At 70.9% G+C, this 23,395-nt stretch carries 19 protein-coding genes and 2 pseudogenes; 17 read left to right on the forward strand and 4 right to left on the reverse strand.

The window, feature by feature from the left end; genetic code table 11:
• The first annotated feature begins 49 nt into the window (after positions 1-49).
• From QYS60_RS06240 to QYS60_RS06255, 4 genes and pseudogenes are all read left to right on the forward strand, one after another.
• Entirely contained in the window at positions 50-1,543 is a 1,494-nt protein-coding gene (locus QYS60_RS06240) for a CoA-acylating methylmalonate-semialdehyde dehydrogenase (RefSeq protein WP_371382677.1), read from the forward strand.
• 48 nt (positions 1,544-1,591) lie between these two features.
• The gene (locus tag QYS60_RS06245) at positions 1,592-1,984 is read left to right on the forward strand and encodes a tautomerase family protein (RefSeq protein WP_289379838.1); all 393 of its coding nucleotides are present in this window, start codon (positions 1,592-1,594) and stop codon (positions 1,982-1,984) included.
• A gap of 15 nt (positions 1,985-1,999) precedes the next feature.
• A pseudogene (locus QYS60_RS06250) lies at positions 2,000-2,830 on the forward strand (DMT family transporter); the annotation flags it as partial.
• A gap of 58 nt (positions 2,831-2,888) precedes the next feature.
• Positions 2,889-3,161, forward strand: coding sequence for a DUF3263 domain-containing protein (locus tag QYS60_RS06255; protein ID WP_289379885.1), 273 nt, complete (start codon positions 2,889-2,891; stop codon positions 3,159-3,161).
• 646 nt (positions 3,162-3,807) lie between these two features.
• Here the strand turns inward: QYS60_RS06255 and QYS60_RS06260 are convergent.
• On the reverse strand, positions 3,808-4,992 hold the full coding sequence (locus QYS60_RS06260) for an ROK family protein (RefSeq protein ID WP_371382678.1): 1,185 nt from the start codon (positions 4,990-4,992) through the stop codon (positions 3,808-3,810).
• A 168-nt stretch (positions 4,993-5,160) separates the two neighbouring features.
• Between QYS60_RS06260 and zwf the strand changes: the two genes are divergently transcribed.
• The 9 genes from zwf to QYS60_RS06305 all read left to right on the forward strand — a co-directional run bounded on the left by zwf (position 5,161) and on the right by QYS60_RS06305 (position 16,343).
• Positions 5,161-6,624, forward strand: a complete 1,464-nt coding sequence (zwf, locus tag QYS60_RS06265; protein ID WP_371382679.1) for a glucose-6-phosphate dehydrogenase — start codon at positions 5,161-5,163, stop codon at positions 6,622-6,624.
• Positions 6,621-8,447, forward strand: coding sequence for a phosphogluconate dehydratase (gene edd / locus QYS60_RS06270; protein ID WP_289379411.1), 1,827 nt, complete (start codon positions 6,621-6,623; stop codon positions 8,445-8,447). Before zwf ends, edd begins: the two co-directional genes overlap by 4 nt.
• 11 nt (positions 8,448-8,458) lie before the next feature.
• Complete coding sequence (eda, locus tag QYS60_RS06275) at positions 8,459-9,082, forward strand: bifunctional 4-hydroxy-2-oxoglutarate aldolase/2-dehydro-3-deoxy-phosphogluconate aldolase (RefSeq protein ID WP_054373554.1); 624 nt, start codon at positions 8,459-8,461, stop codon at positions 9,080-9,082.
• Positions 9,083-9,262: 180 nt separating this feature from the next.
• The gene (locus QYS60_RS06280; protein WP_040783968.1) at positions 9,263-10,429 is read left to right on the forward strand and encodes an ROK family transcriptional regulator; all 1,167 of its coding nucleotides are present in this window, start codon (positions 9,263-9,265) and stop codon (positions 10,427-10,429) included.
• Positions 10,430-10,642: 213 nt separating this feature from the next.
• Positions 10,643-12,085: a sugar porter family MFS transporter gene (locus tag QYS60_RS06285; protein ID WP_289379412.1), complete on the forward strand. Its 1,443-nt coding sequence runs from the start codon at positions 10,643-10,645 to the stop codon at positions 12,083-12,085.
• A 36-nt stretch (positions 12,086-12,121) separates the two neighbouring features.
• Positions 12,122-13,105: an ROK family glucokinase gene (locus tag QYS60_RS06290; RefSeq protein ID WP_289379413.1), complete on the forward strand. Its 984-nt coding sequence runs from the start codon at positions 12,122-12,124 to the stop codon at positions 13,103-13,105.
• Between the two features lie 91 nt (positions 13,106-13,196).
• Positions 13,197-14,087, forward strand: a complete 891-nt coding sequence (locus QYS60_RS06295; protein WP_003938702.1) for a MoxR family ATPase — start codon at positions 13,197-13,199, stop codon at positions 14,085-14,087.
• An 8-nt stretch (positions 14,088-14,095) separates the two neighbouring features.
• Positions 14,096-15,211 carry a VWA domain-containing protein gene (locus QYS60_RS06300; protein ID WP_289379414.1) on the forward strand — a complete coding sequence of 372 codons (1,116 nt, stop codon included), beginning with the start codon at positions 14,096-14,098 and terminating at the stop codon, positions 15,209-15,211.
• Positions 15,204-16,343 (forward strand): XdhC/CoxI family protein, encoded by a 1,140-nt coding sequence (locus tag QYS60_RS06305; RefSeq protein WP_203011241.1) that lies wholly within the window; start codon positions 15,204-15,206, stop codon positions 16,341-16,343. Before QYS60_RS06300 ends, QYS60_RS06305 begins: the two co-directional genes overlap by 8 nt.
• A gap of 11 nt (positions 16,344-16,354) precedes the next feature.
• Here the strand turns inward: QYS60_RS06305 and QYS60_RS06310 are convergent.
• Both QYS60_RS06310 and QYS60_RS06315 read right to left on the reverse strand, forming a co-directional pair.
• A pseudogene (locus QYS60_RS06310) lies at positions 16,355-17,820 on the reverse strand (aminotransferase class I/II-fold pyridoxal phosphate-dependent enzyme).
• A gap of 38 nt (positions 17,821-17,858) precedes the next feature.
• Positions 17,859-18,320 (reverse strand): DUF6098 family protein, encoded by a 462-nt coding sequence (locus QYS60_RS06315; protein ID WP_371382680.1) that lies wholly within the window; start codon positions 18,318-18,320, stop codon positions 17,859-17,861.
• A 198-nt stretch (positions 18,321-18,518) separates the two neighbouring features.
• On the opposite strand from QYS60_RS06315, the gene QYS60_RS06320 reads away from it, so the two are divergent.
• The 4 genes from QYS60_RS06320 to QYS60_RS06335 are packed head-to-tail and all read left to right on the forward strand — an operon-like array spanning position 18,519 to position 22,969.
• Positions 18,519-19,022 (forward strand): (2Fe-2S)-binding protein, encoded by a 504-nt coding sequence (locus QYS60_RS06320; RefSeq protein WP_003938697.1) that lies wholly within the window; start codon positions 18,519-18,521, stop codon positions 19,020-19,022.
• Positions 19,019-21,406 carry a xanthine dehydrogenase family protein molybdopterin-binding subunit gene (locus QYS60_RS06325; protein ID WP_003938696.1) on the forward strand — a complete coding sequence of 796 codons (2,388 nt, stop codon included), beginning with the start codon at positions 19,019-19,021 and terminating at the stop codon, positions 21,404-21,406. The genes QYS60_RS06320 and QYS60_RS06325 overlap by 4 nt, the downstream gene beginning before the upstream one ends.
• Positions 21,403-22,260 carry a xanthine dehydrogenase family protein subunit M gene (locus tag QYS60_RS06330; protein WP_371382681.1) on the forward strand — a complete coding sequence of 286 codons (858 nt, stop codon included), beginning with the start codon at positions 21,403-21,405 and terminating at the stop codon, positions 22,258-22,260. Before QYS60_RS06325 ends, QYS60_RS06330 begins: the two co-directional genes overlap by 4 nt.
• A gap of 22 nt (positions 22,261-22,282) precedes the next feature.
• A complete protein-coding gene (locus QYS60_RS06335; RefSeq protein ID WP_371382682.1) occupies positions 22,283-22,969 on the forward strand; it encodes an SRPBCC family protein in 687 nt (228 codons plus the stop codon).
• Positions 22,970-22,976: 7 nt separating this feature from the next.
• On the opposite strand, the gene QYS60_RS06340 is transcribed toward QYS60_RS06335, so the two are convergent.
• Entirely contained in the window at positions 22,977-23,306 is a 330-nt protein-coding gene (locus tag QYS60_RS06340) for a YciI family protein (RefSeq protein ID WP_371382683.1), read from the reverse strand.
• Positions 23,307-23,395: the final 89 nt, after the last annotated feature.

Below are 23,395 nucleotides of genomic sequence, written 5' to 3' on the forward strand. Positions count from 1 at the left end.
CCTGATCCTCTGATTTGTCCCGACTTACGATCCGATGAAAGGACTCCCCATGGCTGCGACCATCGCCCACTGGGTCAACAACAAGACTTTTCCCGGGACCAGCACCCGCACCGCCCCGGTGACCAACCCCGCCACCGGTGAAGTCACCGGTCAGCTCGCGCTCGCCGACGTCGAAGACGCCCGTGCGGTGATCGATGCCGCCACCGCCGCCTTCCCCGCGTGGCGTGACACCTCCTTGACCAAGCGGACCCAGATCCTGTTCCGGTTTCGCGAACTACTCAACGCCCGCAAGGGTGAGCTGGCACAGATCATCACCGCCGAGCACGGCAAGGTGCTCTCCGACGCCCTCGGAGAGGTCACTCGCGGTCAGGAGGTCGTCGAGTTCGCCTGCGGTATCGCGCACCTGCTCAAGGGCGGATTCACCGAGAATGCCTCCACCAACGTCGATGCCTTCTCCCTCCGCCAACCGCTCGGGCCGGTCGCTATCATCTCCCCGTTCAACTTTCCCGCGATGGTGCCCATGTGGTTCTTCCCGATCGCGATCGCCGCGGGCAACACCGTGGTGCTCAAGCCGTCGGAGAAGGACCCCACCGCCGCCGGATGGCTCGCCGATCTGTGGGCCGAAGCCGGGCTGCCTGCGGGGGTGTTCAACGTCCTGCAGGGCGACAAGATCGCCGTCGACGAACTGCTGACCCATCCGGCGATCAAGGGCATCTCGTTCGTCGGCTCCACGCCGATCGCCCAGTATGTGTACGCCACCGGCACCGCACACGGCAAGCGCGTCCAGGCGCTCGGCGGAGCGAAGAACCACGCCGTGGTCCTGCCCGACGCCGACCTCGACCTGGCCGCCGACGCCATGGTCAATGCGGGTTTCGGCTCCGCCGGAGAACGGTGCATGGCCATCTCCGTGGTCGTCGCGGTCGGTGACATCGCCGACGAACTGGTCACCAAGATCGCCGAGCGGACCACCACACTCGTGACCGGCGACGGCACGCGCGACAGCGACATGGGCCCACTGGTGACCAAGGCGCACCGCGACAAGGTCGCCTCCTACGTCGACGCCGGCCAGGCCGCGGGTGCGACCGTCGTCGTCGACGGCCGCACCGTCACACCGAACGGCGGCACCGACGGATTCTGGCTCGGCCCCACGCTGCTCGACCAAGTAAGCACCGAGATGAGCGTGTACACCGACGAGATCTTCGGCCCCGTGCTGTCGGTGATCCGAGTCGACAGCTACGACGAGGCGCTGGAGCTGATCAACTCCAACCCCTACGGCAACGGCACCGCGATCTTCACCAACGACGGCGGCGCAGCCCGCCGGTTCCAGAACGAAGTCGAAGTGGGCATGGTCGGCATCAATGTCCCCATCCCGGTGCCCATGGCCTACTACAGCTTCGGCGGATGGAAGAACTCGCTGTTCGGGGACACCCACGCGCACGGTACCGAAGGAGTGCAGTTCTTCACCCGCCCCAAGGCCATCACCAGCCGGTGGCTCGACCCCAGCCACGGCGGCCTCAACCTCGGCTTCCCCGAAAACAATTAGCACCACCACCCGCCGGTCGCGACCACCCACACCCGAGCAAGGAAGCCCATGCCTCTCGTCCATCTCCATGTCATCGAAAACAGGCGCACACCGGAGCAACTGCGGCGCCTCGCAGACGTTGTCCAGGACGTCATGCTCGAGCACTTCGCCGCCCCGCCGCGTGACCGGTACCAGCTGATCTCCGAGCACAAGCCGGGTCTCATCGTCGCCGAGGACACCGGGCTCGGGTTCGATCGCACCGGCGACATTCTGATTGTGCAGGTGGTGCAGCAAGGCCGCACCCGAGACCAGAAGCAGACAATGTACCGCGCCCTTGCCGAGCGGCTGCAGACCGAGACCGGATTGGCACCGACGGACCTGATCATTTCGGTGGTCGAGAACACCAGGGAGGACTGGTCGTTCGGCAACGGGGTCGCCCAGTTCGTGGAGAACCTGCTGTGACCGGCGGTGCCCGCGGTGGCTGAACACCGCCGCCCCTCTGCCGCCGCCGGTGCGGTGCTGGGGTCGATCATCTCGATCCAGATCGGCGCCGCCGTAGCCACCACGCTGTTCACCCAGGTCGGGCCGGCCGCAGCGTGCATGCTGCGCTTGACGTCGGCCGCGGTGATCCTGCTGGTCGTGGTCCGGCCTCGACCGTGGACATGGACGGCCCGACAGCGACTCGGTGTTCTCGCCCTCGGTGTGTCCCTAGGGCTGTTGAACTTCTCCTTCTACCAAGCCATATCGGCCCTTCCCCTCGCCACGGCGGTGGCGTTGCAGTTCCTCGGGCCGCTCACCCTCGCTGCGGTACTGGCACGCCGATGGCGTGACCGCCTGTGGGTGGTGCTCGCGGTCGGCGGCATCGGACTACTGACCGCTCACCATCACACCGGTGCGGTGGACGTCGCTGCCGTGCTCTGGGCGCTGGGTTCGGGGGCCGCGTGGGCGGGCTACATCATGTCCGGCTCGAAGGTTGCTGCCACCGTCTCGAGCAGCGAGGGGCTTGCCGGAGCGAGCGCGGTCGCCGCCGTGGTCACACTTCCGTTCGGCGTCAGCGCCGTCGGAGGCGGCATCGAGGCCGGGGTGTGGGTGACCGGGGTGCTCGTGGCCGTGCTCTCCTCGGTCATTCCCTATTCGCTGGAGATGTACGCACTACGCCACGTGGCCGCGGGAACGTTCGCGGTGCTCATCGCGCTCGAACCGGTGGCAGCAGCGGCCGTCGGAACGTTCATGCTCGGACAGACCCTCACCATCTCTTCGCTCGCTGCCATCGCCTTGGTCGTCACCGCCGGCATCGGCTCGGTGGTGCACGCACCGGCTCCCCACACGTCCCCATCCCAGGAACAGCAGAACGGATATCGCCATGATGCCCTACCAGGCCGAGCTTCTCGACTTCGCCGTCGAGTGGGCACCCTACGGTGGCGGCGACGAGCACGTCCTTCCGACGTTCGGTCTCGACCTCACCGAGTACTACCGCAGGCTCCTGCACCTACTGGATACCCCCGTGACACGCTCGATGGACCCCGCCACGATCCTGCAACTTCGGCAACAGTGCAGCAAGCGCTTGGCGAGTCCGACGCAGGATGAACGCATACGGTCGGTCTGCCAAACAGGTCACCACCTACCGTTGGCCCCTTGAATCATGGACACTACCGAGCCGTCCGCTTTCGCACGCCATCGGAAACAAGATCATCCGACGGTGGCGCTGGAGCACCCGATTCGCGGCGAGTGCCTGCTTCCTCGTCGAAGCAACTGCGCCGGAGCGGTTTTGCACAGATTGCTCGACGCGTCTCCGACACCGGATGTATGGACTTTCATCCGGGGCGCCACCGGGCCAGGCGGCCCGACCACCGATCCGTATCCGCTTCTCGATGCAGGTGCGGTGCGCGCCGTGTCCGGCTTGCGAGACCCGGGGCCCACAGTCACTCATTCCGAGCATGCCACCGACAGCACCGGGCGATCCGCGGCGCGGGGCAAGACGAGTTATGGCAGGTTATGGTCGACTATGGCGAAACTCCGATAAGTCGCGATACGTCTCTGCACCCGGTTCGTGGACCTCGAGCTCAATCCGTTCGAACCCGGCTCCGGCCTGCGTCCGAGAACGCCCGAGGACCGTGACGAGCAGATCGGGTATTCGAACTCCTCGTTGCCCGCAGCAAGCGGCAGATCTACGGCTGCTCGGCCATCCGCAAGGGCCTGATCTGGGCGCCGGAGCACGGTCGCATCGCCTTCACCGTCCCGGGTATGGCCGACTTCATCCGCCGCCAGCCGGCGGAGTAACCGGGTCACCGGCCCCGCTCGGCCACCATCCGGTCCACGGCGCGCACGCTGAGTACCTGGTCCAGCGCCATGGAGGCACAGCCGATCATCCCGGAGCGATCGCCGTGCGACCACGGCAGGATCTGCAGGGCACGGGTGGCGACGGACACCGCATCGCGATAGAGGGTCTCGCGCAGTCCGGCGACGAACACGTCGTAGGCCTCGGCCATGTCGCCGCCGACGACGAGCACCGCCGGGTCGAGGAGGTTGACGGCGCCGGCGATGACCTCGCCGATCCGCCGGCCGCTGTCGCGAATCATGCGGCGCGCCTCCGCATCTCCGCCGACGGCGAGGGCCACGACGTCGCGGATGTGGGTCACGTCCCGGCCCTGCTCCTGCAGGTCACGGACCAGCGCCCAGCCCCCGGCGATCGCCTCGACGCAGCCGACGTCGCCGCAGCGGCACAGGACGCCCTGCGCCGCAGCGGTCTTGGTGTGCCCGATCTCGCCGGCCGCGCCCACCGCGCCGCGCTGCAGCACCCCGCCCGACACGATGCCCGCCCCGAGACCCGTGGAGGCCTTGATGAGGAGCATGTCGTCGAACTGCCTTCGTTCGCCCAGTCTTTCGGCGAGCACCATGACGTTCGCGTCGTTGTCGACGAAGACCGGTGCGCCGCCGAAGTCCGCCAGGAACGGCTGCAACTCGACACCGTCCCAGCCGGCCATCATCGGCGAATCCAGGCTGCAGCCGCGGACCGTGTCCACGGTGCCCGGCAGGCTCACCCCGATGCCGACGGTGCGGGGGGCGCCGGGACCGAGCGCGTCGCGCAGGTCGGCGAGGTGCGCGGCCACCTTCGGCATCAGCTCACCCGGGCTCGCCCCGATCTCCTGCTCGAGGTCCTCGGTACGGAGCAGTTCCCCGGCGAGATCGCAGACGGCGAGCTGGGTGCGACTGCGGCCGATCGCGACGACGAGCACGATGCCCGCCCCCGCCCCGAAGGTGAGGGTGAGGGGCGGGCGCCCCCCGGTCGAGGGCCCCTCCTCCGTTTCGACGACGAGGCCGAGGTCCTGGAGCGCCGCGACCCGGGCCGCGACGGCGGTGCGGGAGAGCCCGGTGTGGTGCCCGATCTCGCTTCGGGTGGTCGCGGCGCCGGCACGGACGAGGGCGAAGACCTTGCCCGCTGTGGCGGGCGCGCTGGAGGATCGGCTCATACCGCCATTGAACCAAGGAAACGCACTCGAGAGCGCCCGGCGCTGCGGCAGGACGCCACACCCCAGCGCACTTTGTTCTTAGAAATGCGTAAGTTTGTTGTTTCAGTGCGGAAGATGCTCTACGGTTGCGAGTGACAGCCCTCACCCCCTCATTCGGGAGGACAAGCCATGTCACCCGCCGCCCCCTGTACCGTCGTCGTCTTCGGCGGCACCGGCGATCTCGCCGTCCGTAAGCTCCTGCCCGCCCTCTACCTGCGCGATCGGGACGGCCAGCTGCCACCCGGCAGCCGGATCGTCGGCGCCGCACGCGCCGGCCTCGACACCGACGGCTACCGCGACAAGATTCGCGGCGAGCTCGCGCGCTTCGTGCCCGCTCCCCTGCTGGACGCCGGCACTCTCACCCGGTTCCTGGACCGCCTCGACTACGTGAGCCTCGACTTCGCAGGCGGGGACGACTGGTCCGCCCTGCACGACGTCCTGACCCCGGACTCCGTGCGCGTGTTCTACCTCGCCTGCGCCCCTTCGCTGTTCGGGCCGATCTCCCATCACCTCGCCCGGCACGGTCTCGTCGAACCGACCTCGCGGGTGGTGCTCGAGAAGCCCATCGGCCGCGACCTCGCCTCCGCCCGCGCGATCAACGACGCGGTCGGCGAGGTGTTCGACGAGTCGCAGATCTTCCGCATCGACCACTACCTCGGCAAGGAGAGCGTCCAGAACCTGCTGGTCACCCGGTTCGCCAACACCCTGCTGGAGCCGCTGTGGAACTCGACGTGGATCGACCACGTCCAGATCACCGTCTCCGAATCCCTCGGCGTGGGCACCCGCGGCGGCTACTACGACACCTCCGGGGCGCTGCGCGACATGCTGCAGAACCACCTGCTGCAGGTGTTGTGCCTGGTGGCGATGGAACCGCCGACGATCGTCGACCGCGAAACGGTGCGCGACGAGAAACTGAAGGTGCTGCAGGCACTGCGGCCGATGACGGCCGACGACGTCGAAAGATGCACGGTGACCGGCCAGTACGGCCCGGGACTCGTCGACGGCGGTGCCGTGCCCGGGTATCGCGACGAGGTGGAGAACCCGGACAGCCGCACCGAGACCTTCGTCGCGGTGCGCGCGGAGGTGCGCAACTGGCGCTGGGCCGGCGTGCCGTTCTACCTTCGCACCGGTAAGCGCCTCGAGAAGCGCAGCTCCGAGATCGTGGTGCAGTTCAAGGACGTTCCGCACCCGATGTTCCCCCGCGCCGAAGGCGCCACCGAACCCAATCGCCTGGTGATCCGGCTGCAGCCCGACGAGGGCATCTGCCTGCACATGACCGCCAAGGAACCCGGACCCGGCGGGATCCGCCTGCGCCCGGTGTCCCTGGATCTGAACTACGTCGACGCGTTCGACCGGCCCTCCCCCGACGCGTACGAGCGGCTGCTGATGGACGTGGTGCGGGGCGACCCGACCCTGTTCATGCGGCGCGACGAGGTCGAGACCGCATGGGCGTGGGTCGAACCGATCCTGCAGACCTGGGACCGCACCGGCCGGATGCCGCGCCGCTACCCGGCGGGGACGTCCGGCCCCACCGACGCGACCACCCTCATCGAGCGCGACGGACGCGCCTGGTACGAAGGAACTTCCGTATGAGCCATCCCGTTCTGGACCGGGTCACCGACCGCATCGTCCGGCGCAGCCGGGCCGAGCGTGCCGCCTACCTCGAGCGGCTGCGCGCCGCCGCCGACAAGGGACCGGCCCGCGGACGTCTCGCGTGCGCCAACCTGGCCCACGGATTCGCCGCCGCCGAACCTGCCGACAAGTCCGCGCTGCGCGGGCTGGTGAAACCGAACATCGCGATCGTCTCCTCCTACAACGACATGCTCTCCGCGCATCGGCCTTTCGAGGACTACCCGGCACGGCTGAAGGCCGCGGTCCTCGAGGCCGGGGGCATCGCGCAGTTCGCCGGAGGCGTCCCGGCCATGTGCGACGGCATCACCCAGGGCCGCGACGGCATGCAGCTGTCGCTGTTCAGCCGCGACGTCATCGCGATGTCCACCGCAATCGCGTTGTCGCACGACATGTTCGACGGCGCCCTCATGCTCGGGGTCTGCGACAAGATCGTCCCCGGCATGCTGATCGGCGCGCTCGGCTTCGGGCACCTGCCTACGGTGTTCGTCCCGGCCGGGCCGATGACGTCGGGGCTGCCCAACGGCGAGAAGGCCCGGGTGCGGCAACTCTACGCGGAGGGCCGCGCCGGACGTGAAGACCTGCTCGAGGCCGAGGCCGCGTCCTACCACGGCGCCGGCACCTGCACGTTCTTCGGCACCGCCAACTCCAATCAGCTGCTGATGGAGGTGATGGGCCTGCACCTGCCGGGCGCGAGCTTCGTCAACCCCGGCACCGAACTGCGGGACGCGCTCACCGCCGAGGCCGCGCGCCGCGTCACCGGCCTGACCGCCCTCGGCTCCGACTTCACCCCGGTCGGTGAGGTCGTCGACGAGCGGGCCGTCGTCAACGGCTGCGTCGCGCTGCTCGCGACCGGCGGATCCACCAACCACACGATGCACCTGGTGGCGATCGCCCGGGCCGCCGGCATCACCCTCACGTGGCGCGACCTGGCGGACCTGTCGGCCGTCGTGCCGCTGCTCGCCCGGATCTACCCCAACGGTGCGGCCGACGTGAACCACTTCCACGCCGCCGGCGGGCTCGGTGTCGTGGTCTCGGAGCTGCTCTCGGCAGGCCTGCTGCACGACGACGTCACCACCGTCGCCGGGCCCGGTCTGCACCGGTACACGCAGGAGCCGCGGCTGCGGGACGGAAAGCTGCGGTGGGCGGCCGGGCCGTCCGCGAGCCTGGACCGCACCGTGCTGCGCGACGTCGCGGAGCCGTTCGCCGTCGACGGCGGGCTCAAGGTGCTCGACGGCAACCTCGGCGAGGCCGTGCTCAAGGTGTCCGCGGTCGCCCCCGAGCACCACGTCGTCACCGCCCCGGCCCGGGTGTTCGACGACCAGGCGGACTTCCTCACGGCGTTCGAAGCCGGCGAACTCGACCGCGACGTCGTGGCCGTGCTGCGCTACCAGGGCCCGCGCGCGAACGGGATGCCCGAGTTGCACAAGCTCACCCCCGCGCTGGGGGTGCTGCAGGACCGCGGGCGCCGGGTCGCGCTGGTGACCGACGGCCGGATGTCGGGTGCGTCCGGCAAGGTGCCCGCCGCCATCCACGTCACGCCCGAGGCCGCGGCCGGGGGTCCGCTCGCCCGCGTCCGCGACGACGACCTGATCACCGTCGACGCCGTCGCCGGCTCGCTGCGCGTGCACCTGTCCGACGCCACACTCGCCGATCGCGTGGCGACCGGCCACGCCCCCACCGACGACGCCTGGACCGGCACGGGCCGGGAGCTGTTCGCGGGCCTGCGGGCCACCGTGGGCCCGGCCACCCACGGCGCCAGCGTCTTTCGACCCGAATTCGTGTGAAGGAGTCCCCGATGAGCCTGCTGGACGTGACCCCTGTCGTGCCCGTCGTCGTGATCGACGATGCCGCGGACGCAGTCCCGATCGCCCGTGCCCTCGCCGACGGTGGCGTGCCGATGATCGAGCTGACCCTGCGCACCCCATGCGCCCTCGAGGCGATCGAGCGGATCGCCGACGAGGTCCCCGACATCACCGTCGGTGCCGGCACGATCGTCGAACCCGGACAGGCCGCGCAGGCAGCGGCGGCCGGTGCGCGCTTCCTGGTGTCACCGGGCGCGACGGAGTCGCTGCTGAAGGCCATGACCGACACCGGACTGCCGCACCTGCCGGGAGCGGCGACCGTCTCGGAGGTGCTGGTGCTCCTCGAACGCGGCTACCGCGAGATGAAGTTCTTCCCCGCGGAGGCCGCGGGCGGCACCCGGTTCCTCGCGTCCGTCCATTCCCCCGTGCCTGCGGCCCGGTTCTGCCCCACCGGCGGAATCTCGGTCGCGACGGCCCCCGACTACCTCGCACTGCCCAATGTGGGTTGTGTGGGGGGCTCGTGGCTCACCCCCGCCGATGCGGTGCAGACCCGGGACTGGGCCCGGATCACCCGCCTCGCGCAGGTGACCGCGAGACTGCGCCAGGCCGAGGCGTAGGCGGACCGGACTCGCCTCCGCCTCGCTCGGATGCGGCGGGGGCGAGTCCTCGACGTCGCCGCATCCGCAGGCTCGATCGTCGTACGCGACCGTCGCGACGCGTGCGGACGACCGCGCAGGTCGCGGATGGTCCCGGCCGTCCGGAACGAACGGACGGTCGCGGGCCGGTACCCTGAGCGGATGCGTGAGGACACCGAACATCCCGGCTCGCAGTCGTCGCTGCGTTCGGCCAATCAGCAACGGGTGGTTCGGGTTCTGCAGTCGGGCGGGGAGCTAACCCAGGCGGAGATCGCCCGGCGCACCGGTCTGGCCCCGGCGACGGTGTCGAATCTGGTTCGGGAACTGACCACCGGCGGGCTGGTGGAGGTGGCCGCGGCGGAGCGTCCGGGCCAGCGGGGCCGGGCAGTCAAGCTCACCCGGTCGGCGGGCCTGGCCGTCGGAATCGACTTCGGGCACCGGCATCTCACCGTCGCCGTCGCAGACCTGTCACACGAGATCCTCGCCGAGAAGCGGGTCGAGCTGGCAACCGGGCACCGCGCCGAGGACGGAATAGAAAGAGCCGGAGCACTTCTCGACGACGCTCTCGTCGAACTCGGGTGTGGTCGCGACGCCGTGGCGGCCGTCGGCATGGGCCTGCCCGCTCCGGTCGAGTCCGCCACGCACCGTATCGGCGGGCCGTCCATCCTGCCGGGCTGGGTCGGCGTCGACCCGGAAGCCCTCGCCGCCGAGCGGCTCGCGCTTCCCGTCCATGTCGACAACGACGCCAATCTCGGCGCACTGGCCGAACACATCTGGGGTGCCGGGCGCGGCATGGACGACCTGGCCTACATCAAGCTGTCCGACGGCGTCGGCGCCGGCCTGGTCCTGGACGGGCGGCTCTACCGTGGCCGCGCCGGCACGGCCGGGGAGATCGGCCACACCTCCCTCGACGAGTTCGGCCAGGTGTGCCGGTGCGGCAACCGCGGCTGCCTCGAGACGATGGTGGCCTCGCATGTGGTGATCGGGCTGCTCGAGCCGAGCCGGGGACCCGGCCTGACGATCGCGGACGTGGTGGCACTCGCCGAGGCCGGCGACGCCGGGTGCGCCCGGGTGCTCGCGGACACCGGCCGTCACGTCGGGGTCGCGGCGGCGGGCCTGTGCAACCTGCTCAATCCGCAGCTGATCCTGATCGGCGGCGAACTCGCCCTGGCGGGAGAGTTGCTGCTCGAGCCGCTGCGCCGCGCGATCGAGCGGTATGCGGTGCCCAGCGCCGCGCGCACCGTGCAGGTGCGCACCGCGGCCCTGGGGGCCCGCGCCCAGGTGCTTGGGGCGGTCGCCCTGGGCCTGCGGGCGGCCAACCCGCACTGATGATCGACTCCGACAATTTCTTCTCGCTCCAGGTCACTACTTAAGTTCAAATTCGAACATAGAAGATCATCGACAAGGATTTGTTCGTTCATTTCTTGACGACAGAGCCGTCTTCGCCTTACTGTGGTCCAGCACACAGTTCGCGTGACCGCCGCCACTCGCCTCCCGGAACGGGACCGCCGCGGCCGGTTCCCGCCGCCTACGAGGAGTCCCATGAGCAACCACGTCGCGCTCCCGACCGTCCCCGACACCGGGCCGGACACCGCCGGCGCCGCGGTGCCGGTCCGCATCGCCGTCATCGCCGCGCTCGGCGGTCTGTTGTTCGGCTTCGACAGCGCCGTCATCAACGGCGCCGTCTCGGCCATCGAATCCCGGTTCGCCGTCTCGTCCGCCGTCCTCGGTTTCGCCGTCGCCTCGGCCCTGCTCGGCGCGGCCGGCGGCGCCGTCCTCGCCGGCCGCATCGCGGACCGCTACGGCCGCCTCACCACGATGCAGGTCGCCGCCGCGATGTTCCTGGTCAGCGCGTTCGGCACCGGATTCGCCTTCAACGTCGAAACTCTCGTCCTGTTCCGGATCGTCGGCGGCGTCGGCGTCGGACTCGCCTCCGTCATCGCCCCCGCCTACATCGCCGAGATCTCCCCCGCCCGGGTACGTGGCCGCCTCGGATCGCTGCAGCAACTCGCGATCGTCGTCGGTATCTTCGCCGCCCTGCTCGTCGACTATGCACTCGCCGCTCTCGCCGGCGGCTCCCGCGAGGAACTGTGGTTCGGGCTCGAGGCGTGGCGCTGGATGTTCCTGTCCATGGCCGTCCCCGCCCTCGTGTACGGATTCCTGACCCTCACCATCCCGGAGTCGCCGCGCTATCTCGTCGCGAAGGGCCGCATCGGCGAGGCCCGCGGCATCCTCGGCATGCTGCTCGGCGAGCAGGGAATCGACCTGCGCATCGAATCGATCCGCGCCACCCTCGGCCACGAGCACACCCCGTCGCTGCGCGACCTGCGAGGACCCGCGCTGGGCCTGCTGCCCATCGTGTGGATCGGCATCGGACTGTCGGTGTTCCAGCAGTTCGTCGGTATCAACGTGATCTTCTACTACTCCAGCATCCTCTGGCAGGCAGTGGGATTCGACGAGAGCAGCTCCCTCGTCATCACCGTCGTCACCTCGGTCGTCAACATCGCCACCACCCTCGTGGCCATCGCATTCGTCGACCGCGTCGGACGCCGGCCCCTCCTGATCATCGGCTCGGCGGGCATGGCCGTCACCCTCGCCACGATGGCCGTCGTCTTCGCCACCGCCTCGACCACCGTCGTCGACGGTGTGACCACCCCGCACCTGACCGGACTGCAGGGACCGATCGCGCTGATCGCCGCGAACCTGTTCGTCGTCGCCTTCGGCATGTCGTGGGGACCGGTCGTGTGGGTCCTGCTCGGCGAGGCCTTCCCCAACCGGATCCGCGCGGCGGCACTGTCGCTCGCCGCCGGCGCGCAGTGGGCGGCCAACTGGGTCATCACCGTCTCCTTCCCCGCCATGAAGGAACTGTCGCTGGGCATGTCGTACGGCTTCTACGCCGTGTGCGCGGTGCTGTCGCTGCTGTTCGTCCTGCGCTGGGTGAAAGAGACCAAGGGCCGCGAGCTTGAGGACATGGACGCCGCCTGAACCCGTCCGGCAACTGAAGTCAGGGAGAGAACAGACATGGCACTGACCATCGGAATCGACGTGGGCGGCACCAAGGTTGCCGCCGGCGTGGTCGACGAACACGGCACCCTGCACGCCCGGCTCCGCCGCGCCACGCCGTCGGACGACCCCGCCCGCACCGAGGACGTCGTCGCCGACGTCGTCCGCGAACTCCGCGCCGCGCACGACGTGTGCGCGGTGGGGATCGGCGCCGCCGGGTTCGTCGCCTCCGATCGTCGTACCGTACTGTTCGCCCCCAACCTCGCGTGGCGCGGCGAACCGCTCGGGGCGGCCGTCGAGGCCGCGTGCGGGCTGCCGACCGTCGTCGAGAACGACGCCAACGCCGCCGCCTGGGGCGAGGCGCGCTTCGGCGCGGGCCGCGGCACCCGCACCGCGATCGTGCTCACCGTCGGCACGGGCATCGGCGGCGGGCTGATCATCGACGGCGCCCTGCACCGCGGATCCTCCGGGCTCGCCGCGGAACTCGGCCACCTCAACGTCGAACCGCACGGGCGGCGCTGCGGGTGCGGGAACCACGGCTGCTGGGAGCGGTACGCCAGCGGGCGGGCCCTGGTGCGGGAGGCCCAGGAGATCGCGAGCGTCTCGCCCGCGCTCGCCGGCCGGCTGCTCGAGCTGGCCGGCGGGCGCGCCGAGCAGATCACCGGGCACCACGTCACCACCGCCGCCCGCGAGGGCGACGCCGCCGCGCTCGAGTGCTTCCGCACGATCGGCACGTGGCTCGGGCACGGCATGGCCGACCTCGCGGCGTTCCTCGACCCGGAAGTCTTCGTCCTCGGCGGCGGAGTGTGCGAGGCCGGGGAGCTGCTGCGCGGCCCCGCCGTCGCCACGTTCGCCCAGCGGCTGACCGGACGCGGGCACCGCCCGGCCGCGCCGGTGCGCCTGGCCGAACTCGGCCCCGACGCCGGGATCGTCGGCGCCGCGGACCTGGCCCGGCACCGCACGGACGACACCCCGCGCCTCGAGGTCGTGGCCGTCGCCTGACCGCCGAGCTGCCGAGCCGCTCGGTCCCCACCCGCGGTGCCCGGGGATCGGAAAACGCACCTCGGCAGCGGCGCTGCCATAGGCTCGCACCATGACGGCAACGGCGGCGATCGGCTCACCGGCGGAGCTGACGCGGGCACTGGACACGACCGGGTACCTCGCCGACGACGGGCTCGCGACGGTGGCGTTCCTGGCGCTGCGCATGGGCCGCCCGCTGTTCTGCGAGGGGGAACCCGGCACCGGCAAGACGTCGCTGGCCGTCGCCCTCGCCGACGCGCTGGGCCTGCCGCTGATCCGGTTGCAGTGCCACGAGGGCATCGACGCGTCCCAGGCCCTCTACGACTGGGACTTTCCCCGGCAGCTGCTGCACCTGCGCACCCTCGAGGCCGCGAGCGGCGGCCGTCTCGAGGCCGAGGAGGCGGAGCGCTCGCTGTACACCGAGCGGTTCCTGCTCGCGCGGCCCCTGCTGCAGGCGCTCACCGACGCGCCGTGCGTGCTGCTCGTCGACGAGATCGACCGGGCCGACGACGAATTCGAAGCCTTCCTGCTGCAGGTGCTCGACGAGAACGCCGTCACCATCCCCGAACTCGGACAGGTGCGGGCGCAGACGCCGCCGCTGGTGGTGCTCACCTCGAACCGCACCCGCGAGGTGCACGACGCCCTCAAACGCCGCTGCCTGTACCACTGGCTCGAACACCCCGACCTCGCGCGGGAAGTGGAGATCCTGCGCCGCCGCATCCCGGGCATCGACGAACACCTCGCGGCGCAGGTCGCCCACGCCGTGCAGGCCATGCGCGGGATGGACCTGCTCAAACCGCCCGGGGTCGCGGAGTCGCTGGACTGGGCACGAGCGCTGCGGGAACTCGACCGCGACGTGCTCGACGCGACGACCGCAGCCGCGACCCTCGGTGCCGTCCTGAAGTACCGGGAGGACCTCGACCGGGTGGTCCGCACCGGGCTCGACCGGCTCCTGACGGGGTGACAGCCGCGATGACGACGACCACCGACGCCGGGGGTTCCCTCGTCGGACTCACCGGCTTCACCCGCGCCCTCGCCGCGGCCGGCCTGTCCGTCGCCTCGGACGCCACCGTGGCCTACCTGCGCGCCCTGCGCGAGATCGACCTCGGCGACCGCCGTCAGGTGTACTGGGCCGGGCGCGCCACCCTGTGCCACGATCCCGACGACATCCCCCGCTACGACCTCGCGTTCGAGAGCTGGTTCGGCGGAACGGCACCCGACGTGACGTCGCCGCGCACCCGCACTCCGCGCCGGGCCCGCATCGCGGGCCTCACGCCCTCGGGAGGCGACGAGACCGCCGGCGGCGGCCCCGAACTGCGGGTCGCGGCGGACGACACCGACGTGCTCCGCCGGCGCGACATCGCGGAACTGACCGACGCCGAGCGGGCACATTTGGCGGAGCTGATCGCGACGCTGCATCCGCGGCCGCCCACCCGTCCGGCGATGCGGCTGCGCCCGTCGCGCCGGGGCCGCATCGACCCGCACCGCACGGTGCGCCGGATGCTCGCGGCCGGAGGCGAACCCGTCCGGCCGAGCCGGCACGGCAGGGCGACCCGGGCGCGCCGGGTGGTGCTGCTGCTCGACGTCTCCGGCTCGATGAGCCCGTACGCGGATGCGCTGCTGCGGTTCGCGCACGTGGTGACCCGCGCCGATCCCACCCACACCGAGGTGTTCTCCCTCGGCACCCGCCTCACGCGGCTCTCGCGCGCGCTGCGGGCCCGCGACCCGGAACGCGCCCTCGCCGCGGCGGGCCGGGCGGTCCCCGACTGGGCGGGCGGCACCCGGCTCGGCGAGACCCTGCGGGCCTTCCTGGACCGGTGGGGCCGGCGCGGCCTCGCGCGCGGCGCCGTCGTGGTGATCTTCTCGGACGGGTGGGAACGCGGCGATCCGGCCCTGCTCGCCGAGCAGCTCGCCCAGTTGCGCCGGCTCGCCCACGCCGTCCTGTGGGTCAATCCGCACGCCGGGGCAGCCGGGTACGAGCCCGTGCAGTCCGGCATCGCGGCCGCCCTGCCGCATCTCGACCGTCTGCTCGCGGGGCACAGCCTCGCGACGCTGCAGGAACTGCTCGAGGAGGTCCACCGTGCGTGAAGTTCTCGACGAACTCGAACGTCGCTACCGGGCCGGTGACACCGTCGCCCTCGGAACCGTGGTCTCGACGTTCCGGTCCGCGCCCCGCGCACCGGGCGCCGCGATGCTCGTCGCCGGGGACGGCACGGTGACCGGCAGCGTCTCCGGCGGTTGCGTGGAAGGCGCCGTGTACGAGCTCGGGCAGCAGGTGCTCGACGACGGTGTGCCCGTGTTGCAGCGGTACGGCGTGTCCGACGACGACGCGTTCGCCGTCGGCCTCACGTGCGGCGGCATCATCGACGTGTTCGTCGAACGGGTGGATGCCGCCGCGTTTCCCGAGCTGGGTGAAGTCGTCGCGTCGATGCGGGCCGAGGAGGCCGTCGCGGTCGCCACCGTCACCGAACATCCCGATCCGGCATGGGTGGGGCGTCGCCTGGCGGTGTGGCCGGATCGCGCGCGCGGGTCGCTGGGGTCGGCGCGGGCGGACGACGCCGTCGCCGACGACGCGCGGGGTCTGCTCGCCGCGGGCCGGACCGCGACGCTGCACTACGGGCCCGACGGGCAGCGCCGGGGCGAGGGCATGTCGGTGTTCGTCCACTCCTTCCAGCCGCCGCCGCGGTTGCTGGTGTTCGGCGCCATCGATTTCGCGGCCGCCATGGCGCAGCTCGGCTCGTTCCTCGGCTACCGCGTGACGGTGTGCGACGCCCGGGGCGTGTTCACCACCGCCGCCCGGTTCCCCGCCGCCGACGAGGTGGTCGTGGACTGGCCGCACCGCTACCTCGCCGCCGAGGCGGCCGCGGGGCGCGTGGACTCGCGCACCGTGGTCACGGTGCTCACCCACGACCCGAAGTTCGACGTGCCGCTGCTCGAGGTCGCGTTGCGGCTCGACCTGGCCTACGTGGGCGCGATGGGCTCGCGGCGCACGCACGAGGACCGGTCGGCGCGCCTGCGTGAAGCGGGGATGACGGACGACGAGCTCGCGCGGCTGTGCTCTCCCATCGGGCTGGATCTCGGGGCGCGCACACCGGAGGAGACCGCGGTGTCGATCGCGGCGGAGATCATCGCGCTGAAGTGGGGCGGCCGGGGCGAGCACCTCGCCCGCACCGCGGGCCCGATCCACGCCCACGAGGACACCGCGGTGCCGGGTCAGTAGTGGCGCGGCGGTCAGTTCTCGGCGACCACCCGGAACTGTTCGAGCGAGGTGTCGGTCGCGTCGGGAATCGTCATCCCGGCGTTCACGCCGCTGCGCAGGTAGTCGACGACGGCGTCGTCGAGGCGCTCCCCCGGCACGACCGCGGGAATGCCCGGCGGGTAGGGAGTGATCTGCTCGGCCGCGATGCGCCCGGCGGCCCGGCTCGCATCGACCATCTCCGCCTTGCCGAAGAACGCGTCGCGCGGCGACATCACCGAGTCGAGCTGCAGTTCGCCGGGGGTCGGCAGGTACATCTGCGGCGGCGGATCGAACGACTCCGCGGCCTGCGACAGCGCCTCCAGCGCCGAGACGAGCCGATCGGCGGTGCTCTCGTCGTCGGCCATGGACAAGGTCGCCAGGATGCGCCGGTGATCGGTCATGCCGAGATCGAGCCGGCAGTGCTCGCGCAGCCAGTCGCTGCACTTGTAGCCGGAGACGCCGAGCTCGCTCACGTCGATCAGGACCTGGAGGCGATCCAGGTCGTGTGAGGCCTCCTCGCCGAGCAGGCGGTCCTCGAGGACGGTGAGGCCGTCGATCCCGGCGATCCGCTCGCGGGTCCGCCGGGCCAGTTGCAGGGCGTCGCCGAGCAGTTCGGCGCCGTGTTCGACCATCTGCCGGCGCCACCCGTCGATCGCCGAGTAGATCATCACGTTCGGGCTCGTCGTCATCAGCAGATCGGCGCAGGCCGACAGGTGCGCGCCGTCCACCAGGTCGCCCTGCAGGTGATAGACCGATCCCTGCTCGAAGCCGGCACCCATCTTGTGGACACTGACGACGCAGATGTCGGCGCCGGCGTCCATCGCCCAGGTGGGCAGGTCGTCGTGGAACGGCAGGTGCGCACCCCACGCCTCGTCGACGATGAGGGGCTTGCCCCGCTCGTGACAGACCTTCGCGATGCCCTCGATGTCGGCGCACGTGCCGTAGGGACTGGGACTGACGATCAGCGCGCCGGCCGCGTCCGGGTACTTCTCCCACGTCTCTCGCACCTGTTCCGGCGAGGGCGGATGGGAGAAGTGCATCTCCTCGTCCCAGCGGGGCGTGATCCAGCGGGGCGTGACGCCGCTGAAGATCAGACCGGCCACGATCGACTTGTGCGAGTCCCGGCCGACGAGCAGTCCCCCGGATCGTTGCCCGCCACCGCCATCATCGCGGCCTTCACCGACAGCGAGCTGCCACAGGTGGAGAAGAACGCCTGCTGCGCTCCGACCGCCTCGGCCATGAGCTGCTCCGCCCGCGACAGGTAGCCGTTGCGCGACTTGCGGTCGTCGAGGCCCCCGGAGGCGAGCACGTCCGAGCGGAACGGATCGAGCCCGAGCACCTTCGTCACCCGCGGGTCGGCGCCGCGGCCCTGCCGGTGGCCGGGCGGGGAGAATCCGTAGCGGTCGAGTCGGTGGTACTGATCCAGCGCATCCAGCATGGGAGTTTCGGACTGGTCCATGCCCGACGGGTACCCCGCCCGCGCTCCCGCGACGCGGGTCAGCTCCGCGAATCGTTCCCGACGCGGAACCGGGTCCGGTAGCACTCGGCCGCCTCGTCGAGCAGTGCGTCGGACAGGCGTGCCAGCGGGCGGGCGCGCACGACGAGCGGTTCGTGGTCCGGCCCCACGCCGACCACCGTGCCGGTCAGCAGCCACGCGAATCGGCCGCTCTCGCGGCCCAGCTCGGCGTACTTGCGGATCCGGCGCGCCACCCAGTCGACGGCGGGCCGCGGCCACCACGGCTCCGGGACGATCGTGGTCACCGACAAGCCGGGCAGTGTCACGTCGGCCTCGTAGTCCTTGCTCGGACCCTTCCGCGCATCGCTGTCCGGACCCTTCGAGTACCGCAGGTAGATCTCGGAGTCGTGGGACATCACCAGGTCCGTCAGTTCCGCCAGGCTGCCGACGACGGGCAGTTCCCGGCCGGCGCCTCGCTCGACGATCTCCTCCACCGCGGTCACCGCTCACCTCCGCCTGTCGCTCTCCGACGAACGTGTCCGTGCGAATTCCCTCGGCCCGGCCGCCGCAAACGCGGGAACAAGGTTGATCCGCCACCGATTCGGCGAATCGGCGTGTTCGGTAGTCACCGTTGGAGCACAGTGTCAGTGAACACTTCTCGACGATCTTGGATCCCGGATGTTCCCGGCATTGGAGGCCCGATGCGCATCACTGTCACCGTCGACGGGACGGCCTACACGGACGAGGTGGAACCGAGGCTGCTGCTCGTGCACTACCTGCGCGAGCGGCTCGGCAAGGTCGGCACCGTGGTCGGCTGCGACACCAGCAACTGCGGCGCCTGCACCGTGCATCTCGACGGCCGCAGCGTCAAGTCCTGCTCGGTGCTCGCCGTGCAGGCCGACGGTTCGGAGGTCACCACCGTCGAAGGCCTGTCCCGCGACGGCGTGCTGCACCCCGTCCAGCAGGCGTTCCACGACAACCACGCCCTGCAGTGCGGCTACTGCACGCCCGGCATGATCATGTCGACCATCGACCTGCTCGAGGAGAACCCCGATCCCGACGAGCAGGAGGTGCGGCTCGGCCTCGAGGGCAACCTGTGCCGCTGCACCGGCTACCAGAACATCGTGAAGGCGGCGCTGGACGCGGCGCAGAAGGCCCGAGCGGCCGAACTGCAGACCGACGCTGCGGCGGGAGGCGGACGATGACCAGCACCGTCGAACCGGAGATCGGCCAGGCGCGGCGGCGCAAGGAGGACGAGCATCTCGTCACCGGACGCACCCGCTGGACCGACAATCTCGTCCTGCCGGGGATGCTGCACATGGCGATCCTGCGCAGCCCGTTCGCCCACGCCCGCATCACGTCGATCGACACGTCGGAAGCCCGGCAGCGGCCCGGCGTGGTGGCGGTGCTCACCGGTGCGGACGCCTCGCCGGAGCAGGGCAGCCTGCCGTGCGCGTGGGTGATCACCCCCGACATGAAGATCCCGCCCGCGCCGGCGCTGGCGGTGGACACGGTCAACTTCGCCGGGGAGGCCGTCGCCGTCGTCGTCGCGCGCAGCGCCTACGAGGCCCACGACGCCCTCGAGGCGATCGACGTCGACTACGACGACCTGCCCGTGGTCCTCGACCTGGCGGACGCGGCCCGCGACGGCGCCGACCTCGTGCACCCGGACCTCGGCACCAACGTCAGCGCGACGTGGACGTTCGATTCCGCCGAGGCCGGCACCGGAGGCGACGTCGAGCAGACCATCCGGGATGCCGAGGTGGTCGTCGAGCGCACGTTCCGGCAGCAGCGGCTCATCCCGGCATTCATGGAACCCCGTTCCGTGGTCGTCGACCCGACCGGGCCGCAGATCACGGTGTGGTCGGCCACGCAGGTCCCGCACATCCTCAAGATCATGCTGGCGATGACGCTCGGCATCCCCGAGCACAAGCTGCGGGTGATCGCCCCGGACGTCGGCGGTGGCTTCGGGGGCAAACTGCAGGTGACGCCGGAGGAGCTGCTCGCCCTGCTCGTCGCGCGCCGGCTCGGGAAACCGGTGAAGTACACCGAGACCCGCAGCGAGTCGATGGTCGCGGCGCATCACGGCCGCGACCAGATCCAGAAGCTCACCCTCGCCGCGCGCCGCGACGGCACCGTCGTCGGCCTGAAGGTCGAGCTGCTGGCCGACATGGGTGCCTACCTGCGGCTGGTCACCCCCGGTGTGCCGATCCTGGGCGCGTTCATGTTCAACGGCATCTACAAATTCGGCGCCTACCACTTCACGTGCACCAACGTGTTCACGAACAAGGTGCCCACCGACGCCTACCGCGGCGCGGGCCGGCCCGAGGCGACGTTCGGGATCGAACGGATCATGGACGAGCTCGCCGCCGAGCTGTCGATGGATCCGCTCGAGCTGCGCGCGAAGAACTGGATCCGGCACGAGGAGTTCCCGTTCGACACCGTCGCGGGCCTGACCTACGACTCCGGCAACTACGAGGCCGCCACCGCGAAGGCCCGCGATCTGTTCCACTACGACGAGCTGCGCCGTGAGCAGCAGGAACGTCGCGGCCGGAACGATCCGGTCCAGCTCGGCATCGGGGTGTCGACCTTCACCGAGATGTGCGGCCTGGCGCCGTCGCGGGTACTCGGCTCGCTCAACTACGGGGCGGGCGGCTGGGAGCACGCCGCGATCCGGATGCTGCCCACCGGCCGGGTCGAGGTCGTCACCGGTTCGTCGTCGCACGGGCAGGGGCACGAGACGGCGTGGAGCCAGATCGTCGCCGACCGGCTCGGTGTGCCGTTCGAGGACGTCGAAGTACTGCACGGTGATACGCAGAGTTCCCCGCGCGGACTGGACACCTACGGATCCCGGTCGCTGGCCGTCGGCGGCGTGGCGGTCGTCAAGGCCGCGGAGAAGGTGATCGCGAAGGCCAGACCGATCGCGGCGCACATGATGGAGTGCTCGGAGGACGACCTCGAGTTCGCCGAGGGCCGGTTCCGGGTGAGGGGCACCGAGAAGGCCGTGGGCATGAGCGACATCGCGCTCGCGGTGTTCACCGCCGCGGACCTGCCCGAGGGCATCGAACCCAACCTCGACTCCGAGGCCACCTACGACCCGGACAACTTCTCGTTCCCGCACGGTACGCACCTGTGTGCCGCCGAGGTGGACACCGAGACCGGCCAGGTGCGTATCCGCTCGTACGTGTGCGTCGACGACGTCGGGCACGTTGTCAACCCGCTCATCGTGGAGGGGCAGGTGCACGGGGGTCTCGCCCAGGGCATCGCGCAGGCCCTCTACGAGGAGGCCGTGCACGACGAGTCCGGCACCCTGCTCAGCGGCTCGTTCGCCGAATACCTGCTGCCGTCCGCTGCGGACCTGCCGACGTTCACCACCGACCGCACCGAGACCCCGGCGGTGGGAAACCCGCTCGGTGTCAAGGGAGTCGGCGAGGCCGGCACGATCGCCTCCACCCCGGCGGTGGTCAACGCCGTCCTCGACGCCGTGCGTCACCTCGGCGTACGGGACATCGAGATGCCGTGCACGCCGATGCGGGTGTGGCACGCCGTCGAATCAGCCCGGAACTCGGCTCAGGGAGGCGCCCGATGATCCCGTCGACGTTCGACTACGTCGCGCCCACCACCGTCGACGAGGCCGTCGCCGCCCTCGCCTCGGCGGGGGAGGACGCCAAGATCATCGCCGGCGGGCAGTCCCTGATGCCGGTGCTGCGGCTGCGGCTGGCGGCCCCCACCACGCTCGTCGACCTCGGACGGATCCCGGAGTTGCGGGGTGTCCGCGAGGACGGCGGCGACCTCGTGATCGGTGCGATGACCACGCACCACGATGTGATCCACGATCCGCTCGTGCGGGAGCACGCCCGGTTGCTCGCCGAGGCCACGAGCACGGTGGCCGACCCGCAGATCCGGCATCGGGGCACTCTCGGCGGGGCACTGGCCCACGCCGATCCCGCCGGGGATCTCGGCGCGCCGGTGCTCGCGCTCGAGGCGACCCTCGTCGCGGCCGGACCGTCGGGGCGGCGCAGCATCCCCGCCGCGGACTTCTTCGACGACTACTTCACCACCACTCTGCAGCCCGAGGAGATCCTCGTCGAGGTGCGGATTCCCGAGCGCACGGGGTGGGCGGCGCGGTACGAGAAGTTCAACCGTGTGGCGCACGCCTGGTCGATCGTCGCGGTCGCCGCCACCGTGCAGACCGACGGCGGCACGATCCGGCAGGCCCGGGTGGCGCTGACCAACATGGCGGCCGTGCCGGTCCGCGCGCACGCCGTCGAGCAGGCACTCGTCGGGCAGCCCGCGACGGCCGACACCATCCGGGCCGCTGCCGAGCAGGCCACCGAGGGCACCTCCCCCATGAGCGACGGCAACGCCGACGCCGACTACCGTCGCCAACTCGCGCGGGTGCTCACGCGCCGTGCGGTGTCGACGGCAGCGAACGTCGCCTGAGCAAGCACTGGAGACGAAACCCATGCAACTCGAACACCACATGTCCGTGCCGGCACCCGTCGACGAGGTGTGGACGGCCCTACTGGATCCGGAGAAGGTGGCACCCTGCATGCCCGGGGCCACCCTCACCGGCGTCGACGGCAACACCTTCACCGGCACCGTGAAGATCAAGATGGGGCCGGTGCAACTGCTCTACAAGGGCACCGGGAAGTTCGTCGAGACCGACGAACAGGCCCGTCGCGCGGTCATGGAGGCCGCCGCGAAGGATTCCCGCGGCAACGGCACCGTCAATGCGACGTTCACGATCACGCTCACCGGCGACGGTGACCGTACCGAGGGCACCGTCGTGACCGACCTGTCCATCACGGGTAAGCCCGCTCAGTTCGGCCGGGGCATGATCTCCGACGTCGGCGGCAAGATCATCGAGCAGTTCACGGCGTGCCTGGCGGACAAGCTCGGCGGTCCGCCCGCCGCGCCGGCCCCGGTCCCCGCCCCGGAAGCGGCCGCGGCCCCGGAAGCCGTCGCGCCCGCTGCACCGGCAGCCGCGCCGGTGACCCCGGCCCCGGCGGCACAGCCCACCGAGGCCGCCCCGCTGGACCTGATGCAGTACGCCCGCGAGTCGGTGCTGAAGAGGGTCGGGCCGGCGGTGGCCGTCGGTGCGCTGCTGGCACTGATCGTCTACCTGGTGCTGCGGCGCCGGCAGGGGTGAGCCGGCTTCAGGTCCTGCTCCGATCGGCTTCGACCTCTCCGGGCCGTGTCCGCGCGCCGGCCAGGCAGCCGAGCACGGGCGTCCACCCCGTGATGCGGTGCTGCGGCACGAGGCCGTGGACGACGAACGGGTCGTCGGAGACGAGGCTCCGAACGGTCTCGGCGGTGTCCGCGTCGACGAGGACGAGGGCACCGGAGTCGTCTGTGTAGGGTCCACAGGTCAGCACGGTTCCGCACTCGACGAGGGCGGCCAGCCAGGCTCGGTGTGCGGCTCGGTGGGTGTCGCGGCCGAGTGCGGTCTCGGCCGTGTAGGTGTACTCGACGGCGAACAACGGCATGTTCTCCGGCTCCTTCCGGTGGGTTCGAAATCGATGTGTTCCCGCGGCACAGGTAGCGGGGCGGGCCCCGAGTTCCCGGTGTCCGGCCC

It is taken from the genome of Rhodococcus sp. GXMU-t2271 (assembly GCF_041414735.1).
In the GTDB taxonomy this organism is placed as follows: domain Bacteria; phylum Actinomycetota; class Actinomycetes; order Mycobacteriales; family Mycobacteriaceae; genus Rhodococcus; species Rhodococcus indonesiensis.